At 42.8% G+C, this 19,910-nt stretch carries 16 protein-coding genes and 1 pseudogene; 2 read left to right on the top strand and 15 right to left on the bottom strand.

What is annotated here, in order from left to right:
- Positions 1-139: 139 nt before the first annotated feature.
- From rpsT to CCS41_RS08555, 12 genes are all read right to left on the bottom strand, one after another.
- Positions 140-403 carry a 30S ribosomal protein S20 gene (rpsT, locus tag CCS41_RS08610; RefSeq protein ID WP_072549740.1) on the bottom strand — a complete coding sequence of 88 codons (264 nt, stop codon included), beginning with the start codon at positions 401-403 and terminating at the stop codon, positions 140-142.
- Positions 404-670: 267 nt separating this feature from the next.
- On the bottom strand, positions 671-2,344 hold the full coding sequence (gene eptB / locus CCS41_RS08605) for a kdo(2)-lipid A phosphoethanolamine 7''-transferase (protein ID WP_072549741.1): 1,674 nt from the start codon (positions 2,342-2,344) through the stop codon (positions 671-673).
- A gap of 62 nt (positions 2,345-2,406) precedes the next feature.
- Positions 2,407-2,916, bottom strand: coding sequence for a type 3 dihydrofolate reductase (gene folA / locus CCS41_RS08600; protein WP_072549783.1), 510 nt, complete (start codon positions 2,914-2,916; stop codon positions 2,407-2,409).
- Positions 2,917-2,930: 14 nt separating this feature from the next.
- Positions 2,931-6,230 (bottom strand): carbamoyl-phosphate synthase large subunit, encoded by a 3,300-nt coding sequence (gene carB, locus CCS41_RS08595; RefSeq protein ID WP_072549742.1) that lies wholly within the window; start codon positions 6,228-6,230, stop codon positions 2,931-2,933.
- 15 nt (positions 6,231-6,245) lie between these two features.
- Positions 6,246-7,415, bottom strand: a complete 1,170-nt coding sequence (gene carA, locus CCS41_RS08590) for a glutamine-hydrolyzing carbamoyl-phosphate synthase small subunit (RefSeq protein ID WP_072549743.1) — start codon at positions 7,413-7,415, stop codon at positions 6,246-6,248.
- 229 nt (positions 7,416-7,644) lie between these two features.
- Entirely contained in the window at positions 7,645-8,457 is an 813-nt protein-coding gene (gene dapB / locus CCS41_RS08585; RefSeq protein WP_072549744.1) for a 4-hydroxy-tetrahydrodipicolinate reductase, read from the bottom strand.
- Positions 8,458-8,538: 81 nt separating this feature from the next.
- Entirely contained in the window at positions 8,539-9,492 is a 954-nt protein-coding gene (ispH, locus tag CCS41_RS08580; protein ID WP_072549745.1) for a 4-hydroxy-3-methylbut-2-enyl diphosphate reductase, read from the bottom strand.
- Positions 9,473-9,943, bottom strand: a complete 471-nt coding sequence (gene fkpB, locus CCS41_RS08575; RefSeq protein ID WP_072549746.1) for an FKBP-type peptidyl-prolyl cis-trans isomerase — start codon at positions 9,941-9,943, stop codon at positions 9,473-9,475. The genes ispH and fkpB overlap by 20 nt, the downstream gene beginning before the upstream one ends.
- A gap of 6 nt (positions 9,944-9,949) precedes the next feature.
- Positions 9,950-10,462 carry a signal peptidase II gene (gene lspA, locus CCS41_RS08570; protein ID WP_072549747.1) on the bottom strand — a complete coding sequence of 171 codons (513 nt, stop codon included), beginning with the start codon at positions 10,460-10,462 and terminating at the stop codon, positions 9,950-9,952.
- Positions 10,462-13,278 carry an isoleucine--tRNA ligase gene (gene ileS, locus CCS41_RS08565; RefSeq protein WP_119797478.1) on the bottom strand — a complete coding sequence of 939 codons (2,817 nt, stop codon included), beginning with the start codon at positions 13,276-13,278 and terminating at the stop codon, positions 10,462-10,464. The genes lspA and ileS overlap by 1 nt, the downstream gene beginning before the upstream one ends.
- Before the next feature lie 32 nt (positions 13,279-13,310).
- On the bottom strand, positions 13,311-14,387 hold the full coding sequence (gene ribF, locus CCS41_RS08560) for a bifunctional riboflavin kinase/FAD synthetase (protein WP_072549749.1): 1,077 nt from the start codon (positions 14,385-14,387) through the stop codon (positions 13,311-13,313).
- 425 nt (positions 14,388-14,812) lie between these two features.
- On the bottom strand, positions 14,813-14,992 hold the full coding sequence (locus CCS41_RS08555; RefSeq protein WP_119797477.1) for a hypothetical protein: 180 nt from the start codon (positions 14,990-14,992) through the stop codon (positions 14,813-14,815).
- 68 nt (positions 14,993-15,060) lie between these two features.
- On the opposite strand from CCS41_RS08555, the gene CCS41_RS17695 reads away from it, so the two are divergent.
- Positions 15,061-15,120, top strand: coding sequence for a hypothetical protein (locus tag CCS41_RS17695; RefSeq protein WP_420836463.1), 60 nt, complete (start codon positions 15,061-15,063; stop codon positions 15,118-15,120).
- Between the two features lie 420 nt (positions 15,121-15,540).
- Here CCS41_RS17695 and CCS41_RS08545 read toward each other — a convergent pair whose 3' ends face one another.
- Together CCS41_RS08545 and CCS41_RS08540 are read right to left on the bottom strand one after the other, a co-directional pair.
- Positions 15,541-16,236, bottom strand: coding sequence for a LysO family transporter (locus CCS41_RS08545; protein WP_162860036.1), 696 nt, complete (start codon positions 16,234-16,236; stop codon positions 15,541-15,543).
- A 193-nt stretch (positions 16,237-16,429) separates the two neighbouring features.
- Positions 16,430-17,191 (bottom strand): 2OG-Fe dioxygenase family protein, encoded by a 762-nt coding sequence (locus CCS41_RS08540; RefSeq protein WP_083429568.1) that lies wholly within the window; start codon positions 17,189-17,191, stop codon positions 16,430-16,432.
- Positions 17,192-17,787: 596 nt separating this feature from the next.
- Between CCS41_RS08540 and CCS41_RS08535 the strand changes: the two genes are divergently transcribed.
- On the top strand, positions 17,788-18,888 hold the full coding sequence (locus tag CCS41_RS08535) for a methyltransferase (RefSeq protein WP_072549751.1): 1,101 nt from the start codon (positions 17,788-17,790) through the stop codon (positions 18,886-18,888).
- Between the two features lie 253 nt (positions 18,889-19,141).
- Here CCS41_RS08535 and CCS41_RS08530 read toward each other — a convergent pair.
- Positions 19,142-19,318 (bottom strand): annotated as a pseudogene (locus tag CCS41_RS08530) (transposase); the annotation flags it as partial.
- Positions 19,319-19,910: the final 592 nt, after the last annotated feature.

The raw sequence follows: 19,910 nt of genomic DNA, 5'->3' as shown, positions 1-19,910 counted from the left end.
TACAAGGGGATACGTTAAGGTCCTACAAGCTTATCATGCTAATAGATAAACTATTTAGTAGGAACAAAAAAGCCGATCAGAGATCGGCCTTTCTTCAAGGATCTATTACACCTGATTTTTTTCTTCTGAACAGCGCTTATCAAAGCATTTTCTTGATTTGCTTTGATAAGTTTGACTTATGACGTGCTGCTTTATTTTTGTGGATAAGACCTTTGCAGGCATGACGATCCACTATAGGTTGCATCTCTTTAAACGCTTCTTGCGCGGCAGCTTTATTGCCCTTGGCAACGGCGGCATAAACCTTCTTGATAAAGGTACGGACCATCGAACGACGACTAGCATTATGCTGACGGCGCTTTTCAGATTGTTTAGCGCGTTTCTTAGCTGATTTGATATTAGCCAAGGCATGACTCCCAAATATATTCTACCGAAGACAACTCAAAGGCCAGAAACCTACTCTCTTAGCCTTTGTTTGTCAATGAATTTGTGCAAACAAGCGCCTTTATGTACGGACAACACTTGCTACCTTGCAGTGGAACGCGATTCTATCAGTTTCGTTCTATGGAATACAGCGTTGTGAATAAGAAAATTCGATCTACCGTAACAATCCTGGTTTTTCCTCGTCTGAACGGAGCTCATGACGATTTCAAACAGATCCCAAGAGTCTTAATTATTTTGGCGACAGGTGACACCAGTTGTTTTTTTCCACGATCCCTCCATCCGGCGAACTGTAGCCCAAGCAACCCAAAATACTATCAAACAATTGAGTCTGTTTTTTCCTCGCATCAAGGCGCTGTTGATCTCGCAGTCGATCAAAATGTGCTCTATGTTGTGGCTCCTGTAAATACTGATCAGAAGCCCAAACAAGTATAGGTACTCGAAACTGTTCCGCGGGTGCCACCTCACGAGGCGTACTGTGAAAAAAGGCATTTTCATCAATTGACTCGCCATGATCCGCGGCATAAAACACGATCGCTTTCTTATTCCGTACCTGATCAATAACTGCTTTGATAAAGGCATCAACATAGCGCACCGTATTATCGTAAGCATTAATCAGTTCAGCTTTACTACAAAAAGCATCGGTGCCCATACATTCCGGCTGGTAATAAGCGAAACTACGTGGATAACGCTGAGAATAATTATAATGTGAACCGATAGTATGCAATACCACCAGGTGCTTACCCTTTGGATAATGCGTTAGAGACTTCCATAATTCATTCACCAGCATCATATCTCGCATCGGTTGATTGTCATCACGTTTTTCAGCAGCAAGTAACTCACGGAACGAATAACTATTAGCATTCAGCAAACTGTAAAACCAGAGATCGCTTTGTATCGAGAATGCTTCAGAGGTAAAACCCAATGATCTCAACACAGCAAAGACATTTTGTTCTTTTAAGGTACGTTGTGGATCGTCTGCCGTTCCCCCTTCACGTACAAACATACAGCGAAGTGACAGCCAGGTCGCGGTATCACAGGATTGCCCTTTAAATGCTACTAAATTCTTTTCTCGAGAAAGAAACGGCGTGGTATCGCGAGAGTAACCCAATACACCCATATGATCCCAGCGTGTGGTTTCACCAATGATAAACACCACATAAATATCATCGATATCTGCTGGTGCCACATATTGATATTGATCCGTTGGATTTAGCAGAGAAGTTTGGTTCTGGATTTGATGAATTTGCGTATAAGTAAACAAAGCAAGAGGCGTTAGCCAGTTAGCAGGCAGATAGGAATGCGCCACAACACCCCCGTAGCTGGGTACCTCGATGTTATGCTTCTTCGCGTATTCTTTATGTACGTAACCCATGAATTTCAGCGGCAGCCAAACCAATAGACTCGTCACAACCAGTAGCAATAAAGATCTTAAACGCTGACCCGGTGTTTTAATCTTCTCAAGTAGAGTAAATTTTAGCGGAGGGTACCAGATAAGTAACAAGGGCAAAGTGCTAACCAACAACATCCAGATAATAAAATGGTTGCTGATCATCTCCTGGGCAAGCGTCCGATCGAGGGTCATAACCGATGCAACCACACCGTATCCGATCACTACGTTAAAAAAAGTCATATAATAACTAGCAGCAACAGACATTATCGCCAACAGAGTCGCAAATACCCGGAAAAATAGTCGCCCACCCAGTGAAGCCAAGCGCATCAGAAAAAAAGTCAATGAGGTAATGGCGACCATTTCAGTCAAAACTGAAAAAAGGCTAATCCACCCAAGACCAAGCTCTAACGGATTAAATCGCCGATAAAAAACCATACTATTCAACAGAATACCAATGTATATCGCGAGCAAAAATGAAACCTTTGATTGAGACAGTGATTTAAGAAGCTGCATCCCTCGGTACTCCGATTTTTTAATCTTGAATTCGCAGTACTCACTACGGTTCTGCAAGAGGTCTATTTTAAAATTTCACGCCGTTCAAGGATCTCAAAACAATAACGATAAGCATTGGTCTCATCCGCATTACAAGACTTTGTAAACGATCTACGCCATTCATTGGCTGAATAATATGGAAAGTAAGTATCACCTGTCACTTCGGCATCAATATGCGTTAAATAAAGTCGATCGGCGTACGGCAGAAATTGAGTATAAATGTTGCCGCCACCCACTATCATCACCTCTACCGCATCTCCCGCTGTCGTATTTTGTGCTACAGCTAACGCCTGCTCAATTGAAGTCACCCAGGTCACTCGATGATCACCGCCCGACTGGCTGCTTAGTATAATATTTAAACGCTTAGGGAGAGGACGCCCAATGGATTCGAAGGTTTTACGTCCCATCACGACAGGTTTACCCAGCGTATTCGCTTTAAACCATGCGAGATCGGCCGGCAAATGCCAAGGCATCGCATTCGTCATACCAATTACGCGATCCTTCGCCAACGCAGCGATCAGACTGATCATCATTTTATTCGCGGTGTTCATTTAATTTCGTCATGCATTTCTTGCACTGAAATAACACGTTCGGTCGGATCAGCATTGAGCGCCATTGTGGTCGCAAAACCGCCGTTTAGCGTGGTGTCATAATGCACCTTATACTGTAAAGCACTACGGCGTAGTAATTTAGAATCTTCAATCGCTTGACGCCCCGCTGTTGTATTCACAATATAAGTATATTCTCCATTTTTAATTCTATCCTGAATATGTGGACGTCCCTCACAGACTTTATTGACTAAACGCGGGTTAATCCCAGCCTCTCCCAACACGATTGCCGTACCATGTGTTGCATCCAGCTCAAAACCTTGTGCTAGTAGCTTGGCCGCCAGATCAACCACCCGCGCTTTATCACCCGCCCGTACAGATAACAACACACGTCCTCGTTTTTTTATCCCGGATTGGCTCGCTAACATCGCTTTAGAGAAGGCTTCAGAAAAGGTTCTGCCCACACCCATCACTTCGCCGGTTGAGCGCATTTCGGGGCCTAAAATCGGATCAACGCCCGGGAATTTATTAAAGGGCAACACAACTTTTTTTACCGAATAATAAGGTGGGATCACTTCAGCTAATACACCCTGTTGCGTCAATGATTGACCGACCATGACTCTAGCGGCAATTTTTGCTAAGGGCACACCGGTCGCTTTAGAAACGAAAGGGACGGTACGGGCAGCACGCGGGTTAACTTCAATCAAGTAAACTTCTTGATTTTTTACCGCAAATTGCACATTCATCAAACCTCTGACACAGAGCTCAAATGCGAGTTTTTCTACCTGCTGACGCATAGTATTCTGGATTTCCTGGCTCAGAGTATAAGCCGGTAATGAACAGGCAGAATCACCAGAGTGTACACCTGCCTGTTCAATATGTTCCATGATACCGCCAATCAGCACACGTTCACCGTCACAAATGGCATCGATATCGACTTCAACTGCATCATCTAGAAAACGATCGAGCAATACTGGCGCATCGTTAGAAACATTCACCGCATTTTGGAAATAACGACGTAGATCCTGTTCATCGTAAACGATTTCCATTGCTCTTCCCCCTAGTACATAGGAAGGGCGTACCACCAGTGGATACTCCAAGACATTGGCTTTTTCAACCGCCTGCTCGAGTGTGGTAACGGTGGCATTAGCCGGTTGTTTTAAACCCAAGCGATTAACTGCCTGTTGGAAACGTGCTCGATCTTCTGCGCGATCAATTGCATCAGGATTCGTGCCGATGATAGGCACGCCGGCAGACTCTAACTCACGCGCCAATTTCAGTGGTGTTTGACCGCCATATTGCACAATAACACCCTGTGGCTGTTCGATCCGCACGATTTCCAATACATCTTCCAAGGTGACAGACTCGAAATAAAGTCGATCGGAGATGTCGTAATCCGTTGAAACCGTTTCCGGGTTACAGTTCACTATAATGGTTTGATAACCGCTTTCACGCAATGCGAGGGAAGCATGTACACAACAATAATCGAATTCAATACCCTGACCAATACGGTTAGGTCCACCGCCCAGAATCATGATTTTCGGTTGATTATGGCTGGGATTAGATTCGCATTCTTCCTCGTAGGTTGAGTACATATAAGCGGTGTCAGTGGCAAACTCCGCTGCACAGGTATCAACCCGTTTATAAACCGGATGAAGAGCAAATTTGTGGCGCAATTTACGTACTTCACTTTCAGAAACACCGACTAATTTTGCTAAACGTGCATCAGCAAAACCTTTACGCTTCAGTTGGCGTAAAAATACAGCATTGAGACCGTTGATACCACATTCAATGACGCTTTCTTCTAAACGCACCAACTCTTCAATTTGTATCAAAAACCAGCGATCAACATTCGTCAGATTGAAAACACCATCAACCGACATACCTGCACGGAAGGCATCAGCAATATACCAGATGCGCTCAGCACCGGCTTCTTTCAGTTCACGACGGATTTTGCTCAGCGCCTGGGGATCATCCAAACTAATCTTGGCATCAAAACCTGTTGCACCGATTTCTAATCCACGCAAAGCTTTTTGCAATGATTCTTGCTGATTACGTCCAATGGCCATCACTTCGCCTACGGATTTCATCTGTGTTGTCAGACGGTCATTAGCCCCGGCGAATTTTTCAAAATTAAAACGTGGAATTTTAGTGACGACATAATCGATGGCAGGCTCGAAAGAAGCAGGAAAAGAAGCAAAGCTTACTGTATTTTGCGGGTTCTGAGTGACAGTTTGCTCACCACCTTTGCGCAAAATATCTGCCGACGTACCGCCACCTGTGATGTCATTCATCAATTCATCCAGCGTATAGCCCACAGCGAGTTTAGCGGCAATTTTTGCAATCGGGAAACCGGTCGCTTTTGATGCCAATGCGGAAGAACGTGAAACACGCGGATTCATTTCAATCACTATCAGCCGGCCATTTTTAGGATTAACCGCAAATTGTACGTTAGATCCTCCGGTTTCTACGCCAATCTCACGCAATACTGCCATTGAAGCATTACGCATGATTTGATATTCCTTATCGGTCAACGTCTGTGCCGGCGCAACAGTGATGGAATCACCGGTATGGATCCCCATCGCATCAAAATTTTCGATCGAGCAGACAATGATACAGTTGTCATTTTTATCGCGAACCACTTCCATTTCATACTCTTTCCAGCCAATGAGTGATTCATCGATCAGCAATTCTTTGCTGGGTGACAGATCCAGACCACTTTGGCAAATTTCTTCAAATTCTTCGTGGTTATAAGCTATCCCTCCACCGGCACCACCCATAGTGAAAGAAGGACGAATAATGCAGGGGAAACCGACCTCAGCCGCCACCGCTAACGCTTCTTCCATATTATGTGCAATACCGGAACGTGCGGTTTCCAGGCCGATTTTTTTCATCGCGATATCAAACAAACGGCGATCTTCTGCTTTATCAATAGCCGCCGCAGTGGCACCTATCATGGTAACACCAAATTCAGCTAAAACACCTTTATGTTCCAATTCTAAAGCACAGTTCAAAGCCGTCTGTCCGCCCATTGTCGGTAACACGGCATCTGGGCGCTCTTTTTCGATGATTTTACGTACCACTTCCCAATGGATTGGCTCAATATAGGTGGCATCCGCCATTTCAGGATCAGTCATAATGGTTGCCGGATTGGAGTTAAGCAGGATCACCCGATAGCCTTCCTCCCGTAGTGCTTTACAAGCCTGAGCGCCGGAATAATCGAATTCACAGGCCTGACCAATAACAATAGGCCCTGCGCCTAAAATCAGGATGCTTTTTATATCTGTACGTTTTGGCATGATCTGTGCTCTTGATTAGTGACTGTCATGATGTTGTGATTGTGTTTGATAGGTTTTCATCAACTCGATAAAGTGATCAAACAAGGGGGCCGCATCATGTGGACCAGGACTGGCCTCAGGGTGGCCTTGAAAACTGAACGCAGCCTTATCCGTACGCGTGATCCCTTGTAAAGAAGCATCAAATAAAGAACGGTGGGTGGCGCGTAAATTAGCCGGTAAACTTGCTTCATCTACCGTAAAACCGTGGTTTTGAGCAGTAATCATCACCGAATTGCTGCGCAAATCCTGCACCGGATGGTTAGCACCGTGATGACCGAATTTCATTTTTATGGTTTTCGCACCACTTGCCAATGCCAATAGTTGATGACCTAAACAGATACCAAATAGTGGAATATCAGTTTCAAGTAAACGTTTAATCGCAGTGATCGCGTAGTCACAAGGCTCGGGATCACCTGGGCCATTGGATAAAAAAATGCCATCTGGATTTAATTGTAGTACGTTTTCCGCCGGCGTCCGCGCTGGAACCACCGTCAAACGGCAGCCTCGATCAACCAGCATGCGTAGGATATTATGCTTAACACCATAGTCATAAGCCACCACATGGAAGGGCAGGCCAGTTAATTTTTGCGCCTCTGGCAGTTTTCTCTTCTGTACCGAACTCCCCTGTAACCAAACATAGCTTGCTTTGGTGCTCACCTCTTGCGCCAAATCCATCCCTTTTAGACCAGGAAACTGTTTTATTTTTTCCAATGCTAAGGTGAGCAATGCATCGGAAGGATCACCCACAATAATACAGCCATTTTTTGTGCCTTTATCACGGAGCAAACGCGTCAGCTTACGCGTATCGATATCCGCAATAGCAACAACATGATGACGCTGGAGGTATTGAGATAGATCTTCTTCATTACGATAACTGCTGGCGATCAAGGGTAAATCACGGACAATCATGCCTTGAACCTGTATTGTGGCAGATTCCTCATCGGCACTATTGGTGCCGGTATTACCGATATGGGGATAAGTGAAAGTGACGATTTGGCGAGAATAGGAAGGATCAGTAAGGATTTCTTGATAACCAGTCATTGATGTATTAAAGACCACTTCCCCCACTGCCGCCCCTACTGCTCCTATCGATCGACCGTGAAATTGGGTTCCGTCTTCGAGAACCAATAGCGCTGACTTAATCAAAATATCCTCCAGGTAATGAAAAACCAGATTATTTGCCTATTAATTTATCTGAAGAACATGTAAATCAATATAAAATCGTTGTTAACGTTAATTTTTTGGCAAATTGGGCGCATTCTAATAGTGGGCGATCGGTTTGTCCACTTATCGCGAGCGCTTTCTTCGTAAGCATTCACGTCCGCTAACATGAGACTTCTTGCAAAACCGTCGCGAATTCACAGCCCGCAGCAGGTTATGCAAGAGGCCTATTATCAAGCACATCATGCATATTAAATAGACCACATAGTTTGTGATTGTTTTTTAACCAAATAGCAGCTTTAACTGCGCCATTAGCAAATGTCATCCGGTGGGTAGTTTTATGGGTGATTTCGATTTGCTCACCGATATCGGCAAACAGGGCTGTATGTTCACCGATAATATCCCCCGCGCGGATAGAAGCGAAACCGATGGTACCCGATTTACGTTCATGACCACTACGAGAATAAACCGCACAATCTTGTAAATCACTGCCTAATGTTTGTGCAATGACTTCGCCCATCGCCAGAGCCGTTCCTGAGGGGGCATCCACTTTGTGACGATGATGTGCTTCGATAATCTCAATATCACTGTATGCCCCCATCACTTTTGCTGTTTTTTCTAATAGTTGTAACATCAAATTCACACCAACACTGAAATTGGCAGCACATACGACAGCAATATCTTTGGCTGCCTTTTCAATCATCCTTTTTCCTTGCTGATCAAAACCCGTGGTACCAATTACCATGGCCTTTTTGTGTTGACGACAAAATTTCAGATTCACTAAAGTTGCCTGTGGTGTAGTGAAATCAATAAGAACATCAAAATCATCAACAGATGCGTACAAATCATCGCTGACCATGACATATAATCGATCAATACCGGCTAGCTCACCGGCATCGTTCCCCACGAGTTCTGACCCCTGACGCACCAATGCTACAGCCAACGTCAGTGCTTTGCTGTGTACAACAGCCTGAATAAGTTGTTTGCCTATGCGACCCGCTGCACCTGCTACAGCAATGCGTATCATTTTAGTTGTTAAATCCTAGTCATGTTAATAGGTAAATCAGATGTCGGGCAATCTGTGCAAAATATCTGTTTAAATGCATAATTAATCAAGCTGCTTAACACTCACTCGCAGTTCTTTGGGCACTTCAAAAACAATATTTTCTTCACGACCGATAAGCTCAACAGACTCTTGAGCACCTAATGATTGTAAGCGTTTGATAACCTGTTGTACCAAAATATCAGGTGCTGAGGCACCCGCTGTGACGCCGATACAGCGAATATTCGTTAGCCAATCTGCTTGAATATCAGACGCGGAATCGATCAAATAGGCTGGTTTTCCCATACGTTGTGCTAGCTCAGCAAGACGAGTGGAGTTGGAAGAATTTTTAGAGCCAACAACGAGCACAGAATCCGTTTTCTCCGCTAAATTGCGTACTGCTTCCTGGCGGTTGGTGGTGGCATAGCAAATATCGTCTTTACGCGGGCCAATAATCTGTGGGAAACGCTGCCGCAAGGCATCGATCACCGTTGAAGTATCATCCACCGATAGCGTGGTTTGTGTCATAAAACACACATTATTTTCATCCTTGACGACCAGTTGCCAAACATCTTCTGCGGACTCCACTAAATACATGCCGCCTTGTGGATTATTGTATTGACCCATAGTGCCTTCCACTTCAGGATGCCCCGCGTGACCGATGAGAATAGCCTCTTTACCCTTACGGCTGGCTCGTGCGACTTCCATATGAACTTTTGTCACTAATGGACAGGTAGCATCAAGTAACAGATGTAATTGACGGGCTTGGGCTTCTGCCCGTACCGCTTGGGAAACACCATGAGCGGAGAAGACCAAAATAGCACCATCGGGCACCTCTGAAATATCTTCAATAAAAACAGCGCCACGCTGAAACAAGCTATCAACTACATAGCGGTTATGTACCACTTCATGCCGCACGTAGATAGGCGTACCAAACATCGCTAAAGCACGTTCAACAATGCTGATTGCCCGATCGACACCCGCACAGAAACCACGTGGATTAGCCAGTAATATTTGCATGGCTTGTCTCCTGTTTGGGATCAATTTCCAATACGTCAATAGCAAAACTGAGTGCTTGCCCTGCTAACGGATGATTAAAATCAACAGTGATCGATCCCTCGGCTACTGCGCGCACGATACCTGGCATTTCACCACCATCCATTGCGGTAAACAACATGATAGTACCCGTATCAGGGATACCGGTTTGAGCAAAATCACACGGCGAAAAAGAGTGAATCAAATCGGGGTTTGCCATGCCAAAAGCCGTTTCCGCTGATAAAGTAAAATTGCGCTTATCACCAACCTGTAATCCTAGCAATTGTTGTTCTAATGCCGCGGATAAACTGTTATCGCCTAAACGAAACAGTGCGGGTTTACCCTGAGCACGTGTTGACTCTGCCGTTGAACCATCCGCCAATTGCAATGTGAAATGTATCAACACTGTGCTGTTTTTCTGTATCCGAACTGACATCACCCGTTACCTTTTTTTAGCACCGTTTTCTCTATTTCGCACAGGCTCCAGGAACCCGTCGAGTACCACCAATATCGCGCCGATACAAATCGAAGTATCAGCCAGATTAAACGTTGGCCAGTGCCAATCATTGACGTAAAAATCGATAAAATCAATGACCACACCATGTACCATGCGATCAAATAAATTACCCAGTGCCCCGCCAATAATCAATGCATAAGCACAATTTATCATGTGTTGCTTGCTGCTCGAACGGTACATGAATACCATCAGTATCAGCGAGATAACCACGGCGATAAAAGCAAACAACCAACGCTGCCAGCCATTTTTATCCGCCAAAAAGCTGAAAGCCGCTCCAGGATTTTGTGCATAGGTGATATTTAACAAGGGGATCAATGTCATGCTTTCATGCAATGAAAAATGCGCGATAACCCACTGTTTACTAGTTAGATCTAATACCAGTACTACTGCCGCCAGCCATAGCCAGCGCAATCCAGTCGAACTAAGCTGTTTACTCATTAAGCAAATCTACGTTCTTCACCGTTACCGGCAATATTAGTGACACAGCGACCACATAATGTTGCATGTTCCGCTACCAAACCGATATCCCGCGTATAATGCCAGCAACGCGGACATTTCTCACCCTCCGCTTTATTAAAAGCGATTTTCAAACCACTAATCAGCTCACTTTGCTTGGCTCGATCATCGACAACAACGTATTCTTTTACCTCTACCGCCGAAGTGATCAAGATAAAACGTAATTCATTTTCTAGGCTCTCCAATCGAGCAGCCAGTAATGGCTCAGCATACAAGGTAACAGCCGCGTCTAATGATCCTCCGATTTGCTTATCATTACGCGCCTGTTCAAGTACTTTGTTCACTTCCGTGCGAACTTTAAGCAACTCTGCCCAAAAGGCGTCGTTCATGTTTTCATGTGCACCCAGCGTAAACAAAGCATCATACCACTCTTGTGTAAAGACGTAAGCTTGACGTTCACCTGGTAGATATTGCCAAATTTCATCTGCAGTGAAAGACATAATTGGTGCCATCCAACGTACCAACGCCTGGGCAATATGAAACAAGGCCGTTTGACAACTACGACGTGCCACACTGTCGCTTTTGGCCGTGTATTGACGGTCTTTAATGATATCCAGGTAGAAAGATCCCATTTCAACCGAGCAAAATTGCATTAAGCGTTGTACCACCAGATGAAAATCATAATTTTCATAAGCAGCAATGATCTCTGTTTGTGCCGCCTGAGCGCGCGCCACCGCCCAACGATCCAGAACGGTCATCGCTTCGGGTTGTATTTGATGTTGCTGTGGATCAAAACCGGTGAGATTAGCCAACAAAAACCGCGCGGTATTGCGAATACGGCGGTATGAATCGGCAGAACGTTTTAGAATTTCGTCGGAAACCGCCATTTCACCGCTGTAATCTGTGGAAGCAACCCACAAACGTAAAATGTCGCCACCCAGTTGATTGATTTTGTCTTGTGGATTGATGGTATTACCGATGGATTTAGACATTTTTCGTCCTTGCCCATCAACAGTAAAGCCATGAGTTAACACTTGTCGGTAAGGTGCCTTGCCCTTGATCGCCGTCGCAATCATTAACGATGACATAAACCAACCGCGGTGTTGATCAGAACCTTCCAGGTATATATCGGGTGAATGTCCGTTAAACTCGGGACGGGCATCGACAACAGAAGCATGTGTCGAACCTGAATCAAACCAAACATCGAGGGTATCAGGGACTTTAACGTAATCGGCCGCATCTTCGGCCAAAATTTCCGCCACATCCAGATCCCACCAAGCCTGAATACCGTGTTGTTCCACTCGTTTAGCCACTTCCTCGATCAATTCAAGGCTACGTGGATGCAGCTCTTGCGTCTCTTTATGGACAAACAGAGACATTGGTGTACCCCAGGTTCGTTGGCGTGAAATGCACCAGTCAGGGCGTTTCGCTACCATCGTTTCAATACGCGCCTGCCCCCAATCTGGGATCCAATGTACGTTTTTAATCGCTTGCAATGACTGTTGACGCAGCCCTTGTTGATCCATACTAATAAACCATTGCGGGGTAGCACGGAAAATAATCGGCGTTTTGTGACGCCAGCAGCAGGGGTAACTGTGTACGAGTTCTTCAACATGTAGCAATGTGCCACCGTCATTCAAGATTTTAACGATAATATCGTTCGCTTTTAATACAAATAAACCGTCCAATGCCGGGTGAGTTGCCTTTAAATAACAACCGTTAGCACCCACGGGATTGGCAATTTCTAACGCGTATTTTTGTGCAGCAACAAAATCCTCCGCCCCGTGGCCCGGCGCAGTATGCACCGCGCCAGTACCCGCATCTAGTGTCACATGATCACCCAAAATGATAGGCACATCAAAAGCCATAAAAGGATGCTGACAGCGCAATAGTTCCAAATCGGTACCGTTACAACTCCCCAGGATTTGCCATTCTGTGATAGCGGCACGTTTCATGACGCTAGCAACTAAATCGGCTGCAAGGATCAGGCATTCACCGTCGATCTGCACCAGTTGATAAACAAATTCACGGTGCAATGCTATTGCCCGATTCGCGGGCATTGTCCAAGGTGTGGTTGTCCAAATCACCACAGAAACAGGATAATCTAAGGCAGTAACAGAGAATTTGTCACAGATCGCGGCCACATCAATTACCCTAAAACACACATCAATAGCAGTAGATGTTTTGTCATAGTATTCAACTTCCGCTTCCGCCAGTGAGGAACCACAATCGGTACACCAATGCACCGGCTTGGCACCTCTATGTAAATGACCATTAGCAATAACCCGACCCAAGGCACGAATAATATTGGCTTCGGTTTTAAAATCCATCGTCAAATAAGGGTTATCCCAATCACCTAATACGCCAAGGCGGATAAAGTCTTTTTTCTGCCCCTCAATCTGCTCGCTAGCATACTCCCGACAAGCACTGCGGAACTGCGCAGCACTGACTTTTTCACCTACTTTGCCGATAAGCTGTTCAACTTTATGTTCGATAGGCAGCCCATGACAATCCCAACCCGGGACATAATGTACATCGTAGCCCATCAAACCCTTAGATTTAATAATAATATCCTTAAGAATTTTATTAACCGCATGACCAATATGAATATTACCGTTCGCATAGGGAGGACCATCGTGCAGGATGAAGATTTTTTTGCCTTTTTTAGCTTTACGGATCATTCCGTATAAATCTTGCTGATACCAACGTTTAAGCATTTCAGGTTCACGTTTGGCGAGATCTCCACGCATCGGGAAGCCTGTTTGCGGCAAATTAAGGGTATTTTTATCGTCACTCATGAGATTTTTTGTTCCGTTCTCGGCTAAAAATATTAAATCTGTGTCTCCAACTCGAAAAATTTCCGAGCTACCAGCACATCATTGGCAATTTGCTGTTGTAAAGCATTAAGTGAAACAAAACGACGTTCATCGCGTAATTTTGTGAGTAGCACCACCTCAATGCGGCACCCATAACAGTCCATCGTTAAACCTTTCGCCAAAGCTATTCTGTGATGTGAACTCTGTGGAGTATAACGCTCACCATTTTCATGCACCTGAGTTCTTTTCGTGTGCCGTGTGCCGAGCATTTTACCTTCACATGATAGATTAGGGTCGCGCAAAAAATCTGTTAACAGGTGAACTTCAAGTTGTTGATGGATCCCAGCCACTGTTGGGCGGGTACCAATATTAGCAACAGCAGGCAAAGGTTCGTGACTCAAGCCATGGACATTAACCACGTAGACCCCTTTAACCGGAGCAGCTAGACGTTTTAACGGCACATTTGCCGTAGGGAAACCTAATGTTCGTCCCACCTGATCGCCACGAACCACACGTCCAGAAACACTGTAAGGACGACCGAGCAAGGCTGTCGCCAAAGCAAGATCAGCATTTTGCAATGCCTGCCGGATAGCAGTACTGCTGATGCGTAAACCACAATCGCAAAAACTGCTGGTGTTGATAACATCAAAAGCAAATTCTGCCCCTGCTTGTTGCAACAATTTAACATCCCCTCGACGATCGGCGCCAAAGCGAAAATCATCGCCAACAGTCAAAAATTTAATGCCCAATTTCTCTACCAGTAACTCTGTAATAAAAATGCGTGCACTGATAGCCGCGAAGAAGGAATCAAATTTGACACATAATAAATAATCTACCCCCGTTTGCGCTAAATACTTGATTTTATCACGCAAAGGAGTTAAACGAGCGGGAGCTTTTTCTCCGGCGAGAAGTTCCAATGGCTGCGGTTCAAATATCATTACCATCACTGGTAACCCTAGACGCTGGCCTTCGTGTTTTAACTGCTGTAACAACGCCTTGTGCCCACGATGGACACCATCAAAGTTACCAATAGTCAGCACACAACCATGGTGACATGCCCGAACATTGTGTATACCGCGAATCAGCTCCATACCCAGCTCAAAACAATAGGAATCGGTGGATTATACCTCGTACAGCGATTAAGGTTAACCGGCAATTATGACCTTTGTTAAAGGTTATTTTACATTAGAGCCGGTTCCCAATCTTTTCGCTGTATTGGGAAGAGGAAAAAATAGGCAAAAACGCGCCGTCTACTCTTTGTATACACAAAAGGGAGAAAATGAGCATTTTTGACGAAGTATCAGCGAGCACAAGAGATTTTTAACAGGTTTTTTGAGCTCTTGAATAACCTGCTGCGTGGTGTGAATTCGGCGTTACGTGGCGATTACAATCTTCATATGCTTGTATGTTAACGAATATAGCTGTGCAATTTAATTTTGATTGCCTAACGGGTACATTGAGGAGTAAATCTACGGGTGGCTCATATTTGAGTGCTAATCAAAATTAAATTGCACAGCTATATCGCCTCCAATACCCATCTAGCAGCATTGACTTTCGAGAAAATATTGAAACATTGCTCGATAGCGTCTGCTGTAGCTCTTCCTGCCCGAAACCCATAAGAATGTGGGCCTGCTTTGGTTTCCGAGAGAGGTTTCATGGTCAGCAGATAAAGTGCCTGCATTGCACGGTCAATCATAAAAAAGCGGGGTCAGGGCTGAAAGGGGGTGATATAGCTGGCCTGATGAAAAACATTTCTCATCATGGTTGTGTCTGTCACCGAGAAATAAAATATCAGGGGGTAAAGTTTTGTCTTCGAAGACGTGACGTTCCTGTAGCCGATTAGGCAGTGGCACTTCGACTTGCTGCAACACTGATCGGGCGGGGTGAGACAGCACTGGGTGCATTAGACTTGTTGCCTGACCACTGTTTGCAATCAAAAAATCATTACCTATAGAGTTCAAGTTCTTTAGATTTTATTCCGTAAAATTCATCTTGGGAGGTGAGATATAATATCGAATATTATCTCATTTTACGGGGCTGCTGTGTAACATCAGTTAATAAATCATCATGGATCTCTGGAAAAATGAAAGGGATTTAGCTTCTACAGGAAAGTTGCGCCTTGTATTTAGGAATGAGTGTTTTTTATACAAAAATTATTCTGTAATAACGACAGTATTCTACCGGGTCAGCAGAATAAATATATGCTCATTTTACTGTGAAGGAAATTTTTTAAATTCCTACTCCTCAACTAAAAATAAAAATAAAGAAAGGGGCTAATATTGTCAGTATTAAACCGCTGACAATTGCATACTTTATACTTTCTTCGTCACAGTTTTCTTTTACAAACGGGAGCGCAGAATCTAATGCGGCTGCACCTGATACGCCGATAGCACTATGAGGATAATGGCTGCCAAAGATATATAATAAAAATATGCTGAAAAATTCTCTGAATAAATCAACCATGAAAGCAAGGCTCCCATGATCTTCTCCAAGGATATTGCCTACCATTGCACCTGAAAGAGAAAACCACCCATAGCCAGTTGATAAAGCCAGCGACTCTATAAATAAGTGTTTTGTCAGTAGCGAGAATATAAATGCACTGATGATTGTTGCTATTATCGTCAAAAATGGCAACTTGAGGTGGTGTAGACTTATTTTTTTTAGATTAATGCTTACAAGATCAATGCCGACAAGATATATTACAAAATATAAAACATAAGCACTCGATAAGTTATAGTCGGCTAATTTTATTTTGCTGATATAATAGATAAAGACACCGATTAAAAAGAAACTTATCGCTTTAACACAGCTTATAACAGGATCCATAAAATATTTTCCTGTATTTTTTATTTTTAGCCCCATTGCTTTGCTTGGCTTCCTCAACAAAATAAAAAATGTCGTGACGGATATGATGAATGAAAATAGTAAAGCGTGTAACACGATACTCCCCCGATGCGGGGAGAAGTGAAAATTTCACCAAATTCAATACCCATCATTAAAAGCAGGAGCATAACGAAATGAGCCATCTGCCTGGTAATAAATTTTTTACTGGCGTCTTTTAGCAGCTTTCCGGTGGCAAAGCCCAGCATCAATAAGGCTCCGATTGTTACTATGGAAAATAATGATCCCAACATTATATGTCCTGTTTGGTTTTTGAGTAATCAATCAAAATTATACACCGTTCTGCTTTCCCATTGGAATCTTTAATTTTATATATTGGTGATACATAGTGGCTGACGGCTTCATCGCAAACAGCAAAGCTATCAAGAAACTCATGCAATGTGAATTCATTTAAAATTTCTTGCTTGTCTACCTCCTCCAGTCGCTTATTTTTAGCTGAAACTTTACCGATAAAGTTTATTCCTCCCGCTGTATTTTCCTTTCTGGAGATTAAATGAGCAAAAGTGAAAGGTTCGCCATCTTGATGGAAGCAATTTGGTGAGCTTATCCCAGGCTTTGTGTTATCACTGCATTCTATTTTAATGAAATGTACACCAATATATATCGGTAAATAATGTGTTTTTAGATTGAATGTATCGTTAAAATTATTAATAATTATTTTTTTTAAAAAGTGATTGTTTTTGATGTTTTTACTCAGAGAATGAAAATATCGCATATTACCATGCTCAGGGTTGTTATTTCCTTGATCATAGCCTGATAAATGGTTTCCGTTTTCATCTTGTATCGTCGGGATCCATAGTATTTCTGGCTCATTAAACCAAGGCAATAGTAGTGCACTGCCATATCGTCTAAAGCGGGCAACATTTTCAGGGGCATAGTTATCTAACGCTAACATATTAAATTCAGCTGAAATTTCTTCTTTTTCTTTTTTTTCACAATCGATATCCAGGTGATAATTAGCAAACCCATGCTTTACGAGTTGTTCCTTAACCATATTCCATCATCCTTGTTATGAATAAAAATAGCACTTGTCAAAAATAATATACCGTTGTTTATTACTACAATATTTCTCTAAAAAAATTATAGAGTGAATTCAACCGGTAAACACAGCATCATACTTCAACATAGCCAAGCCCTATACATCAAAAAAAATAATACAAATTCAGAATTTTATTTAGAAAGCTGGCTAAAATCCAATTTCAGCGACGACTAACACCACCAATGTGCTGGAGATCCTGGAATATGGCTGGGGTGCTCTTGCTATCGGTCAGTGAACAGGCGGAAGATAAAGCGACACCGAATATCAGTGATGGTTATATATAGGGAGATATAATAAATTTCAAACAGAGTAAAATCGTTAATGGAATAACAGTAAATAGTTTAATAATTTTATCCATATTTTGCTACATTATGCAGGGCAAAATATTTATCTATCATTGACGAATAAATTTTATTTGTAATGCTGAATAATAAAATAGATATATTTAAATTGATGAACGATCCCATTATATCAAGCCTATAAAATTATCCATATTAGATCACAAAATCACCTATTAACTTATTTAATAATAATTAATTAGAGGTTTTAAAATGACTATAAAAGAGATGGTGCCACCTGTGTATAATAATCAACCCATGGTAAATATTGTCATGGGTCTGTATATTGGCCCTACAGTGCTTATTGCACACGAATTAGGTATTTTTAAATATCTTGCTAAATATTCTAGAGAGTTTCAACCTATAGAAAATATTCAAAAAAACATAAAAAAAATGGATAAGGAATTTGAATCGAGGCCTCTAAAATCTATTTTATCTGTTACACAAGTAGCAGGATTAGTTAAATCAGATGGCCATGGCTACATGTTAACCGATATGGCTCTAGAATATCTTAATGAAAACAGTCCTCACTATTTTGGTCATGCCTTCGATTTCATGTGGAGAACCAGGAAGAGTTTCTCTATAGATGGTTTGATGGCTGCTATCATGGCAAATAAACCACAGGCAAAAAATGCGTACGAATTAGATCTTGTAAAAAAAGAAGATATAAAAGATGAAGAAAATCAAATACCCGAATTAGCGGAAAAAGCCATGCATTCGTTACGTTTAGGGGCTGACAGTAGCTGGGTAGGGAAAATAATTTTGACCCCGTATCACAGGCTGTTAGATATTTGCAATCACACTGCTACTGGGGCTATCAGTGCCGTCAAGCGTTATCCACATCTTCAAGCCTGTACTTATGGCTTTGCTGAAGGATGCAAAAATGCGATTAAAGAGTATGGTCTTGAAAAGAAGATCACAGTGATTGACTCTGCCGGAAAAAATATCTCAGGGAAGGAAAATCCATTTTACAGCGTAGAGGCTGATATCCATTTTTATTCCAATGTGTTGCATAATTGGGCATTTACTGACATTGAACAGATTATACAGCACAGTTATAAAAGCCTAGTCGGTGATGGCATAATCATTATACATGAGATGTTCTGGAATCAAGTTTCAGCAGCACCCTCTGCTGCAGCTGGATATAACATGTTGTTGCAATATTGGACAGAGGGACAACAACTTTCTATAGGTTATATAACGACTGTACTTAAAGATACTGGTTTCAAGGTACTCGATCCCATACCCACCTGGGGTGATTACAGTATGGTAATCGGCTATCGGGCTAAGAAACCAGAAATTGAGAAGCAGTAATAACCGGTATTTTTTAAAAAGCACTTAATTATTGACACCAGGTGGACCCGTTTACCATCTGGTGTTTTTAATCAAGGCTTCTTTCTAAGCCTATTATGTGACACGAACTCTGCATTGCATTGTATGCTGAATTTTGTGGGTAAATATTTTTTATATTATATAGTGTCGTCATGAAATTTTGAGCCATAGAGCAAGGCATCGTATTTGTACAGCAGCGATAAAAACGGCGATGCGTATTCTTCCAACCACCCTAATCAGGCGATAAATCACGCCAGGGGGCGCCGGTTCTCACTATCCAGAACACCGCATTAATACATTGCCGGTTATCTCGAGCTATACCAACACCGGTGCCTTTTTTTCCCGGCAGATGAGGTTCCAGTTGGCTCCAAATAGGATCGGATATATCGTGGAGGCGATGGGCTAAACTCATTTTTAAATCATCTCAGCAATTATCGTTATTTGTTACATGATAATCTATTTTCTATTACCTGACGATGCTCTTTAGAAGAGTGCTTCTACTGGGGAGAGAAGGGAGTCTCTGTCACAGCAAATCCGATTTCTTGCATGAATATCACCTGTGATGGCGTTGACTATGAAAAACGCAGCCAGTATAAAAATAGCCTGATTAAGATCAATACCCTCCTATGAATTTTACTGTATGTAGGATGACGTTTTTTGTCATCCAAAGTTTTATATAAAATAGATGCCAAATAACCACATAAATTAACGGAAATAAGAATGGACTGATATAAAATATCGCTCTTCAGGATAAGCATGAAATATATAACGGATTTAGCATTGCCCACTGATGGGCAGAATAAGTCCCTCACTCTTTTCCCAACTTGTTGGCTAACATAACCTTGCGCATCCTGTTAGCGATTTACCCAAGCATTCAAAAGGCTCACAGGCTATGTAACAGACAGTACATCCTATTATTCCGTAGATGGGGGGCAAGCGGCGTCTTGCCAGGCGTTTACTCCTGTTTTTTCCACAACATGAATGTTACGTCTAACCTTATGTCT

Origin of the sequence: Candidatus Fukatsuia symbiotica (assembly GCF_003122425.1) — a bacterium.
GTDB classification, from domain to species: domain Bacteria; phylum Pseudomonadota; class Gammaproteobacteria; order Enterobacterales; family Enterobacteriaceae; genus Fukatsuia; species Fukatsuia symbiotica.
This window is presented reverse-complemented; position numbering and strand designations above follow the sequence as displayed.

Coding starts and splice junctions, on each gene's coding strand:
- ribF (WP_072549749.1), bottom strand. CDS start 14,387: ATGGAGCTGATTCGCGGTATACACAATGTTCGGGCATGTCACCATGGT.
- eptB (WP_072549741.1), bottom strand. CDS start 2,344: ATGCAGCTTCTTAAATCACTGTCTCAATCAAAGGTTTCATTTTTGCTC.
- CCS41_RS08540 (WP_083429568.1), bottom strand. CDS start 17,191: ATGGTTAAGGAACAACTCGTAAAGCATGGGTTTGCTAATTATCACCTG.
- fkpB (WP_072549746.1), bottom strand. CDS start 9,943: ATGTCAGTTCGGATACAGAAAAACAGCACAGTGTTGATACATTTCACA.
- CCS41_RS08555 (WP_119797477.1), bottom strand. CDS start 14,992: ATGATTGACCGTGCAATGCAGGCACTTTATCTGCTGACCATGAAACCT.
- ileS (WP_119797478.1), bottom strand. CDS start 13,278: ATGAGTGACGATAAAAATACCCTTAATTTGCCGCAAACAGGCTTCCCG.
- carB (WP_072549742.1), bottom strand. CDS start 6,230: ATGCCAAAACGTACAGATATAAAAAGCATCCTGATTTTAGGCGCAGGG.
- CCS41_RS08535 (WP_072549751.1), top strand. CDS start 17,788: ATGACTATAAAAGAGATGGTGCCACCTGTGTATAATAATCAACCCATG.
- folA (WP_072549783.1), bottom strand. CDS start 2,916: ATGATGATCAGTCTGATCGCTGCGTTGGCGAAGGATCGCGTAATTGGT.
- lspA (WP_072549747.1), bottom strand. CDS start 10,462: ATGAGTAAACAGCTTAGTTCGACTGGATTGCGCTGGCTATGGCTGGCG.
- ispH (WP_072549745.1), bottom strand. CDS start 9,492: ATGCAAATATTACTGGCTAATCCACGTGGTTTCTGTGCGGGTGTCGAT.
- dapB (WP_072549744.1), bottom strand. CDS start 8,457: ATGATACGCATTGCTGTAGCAGGTGCAGCGGGTCGCATAGGCAAACAA.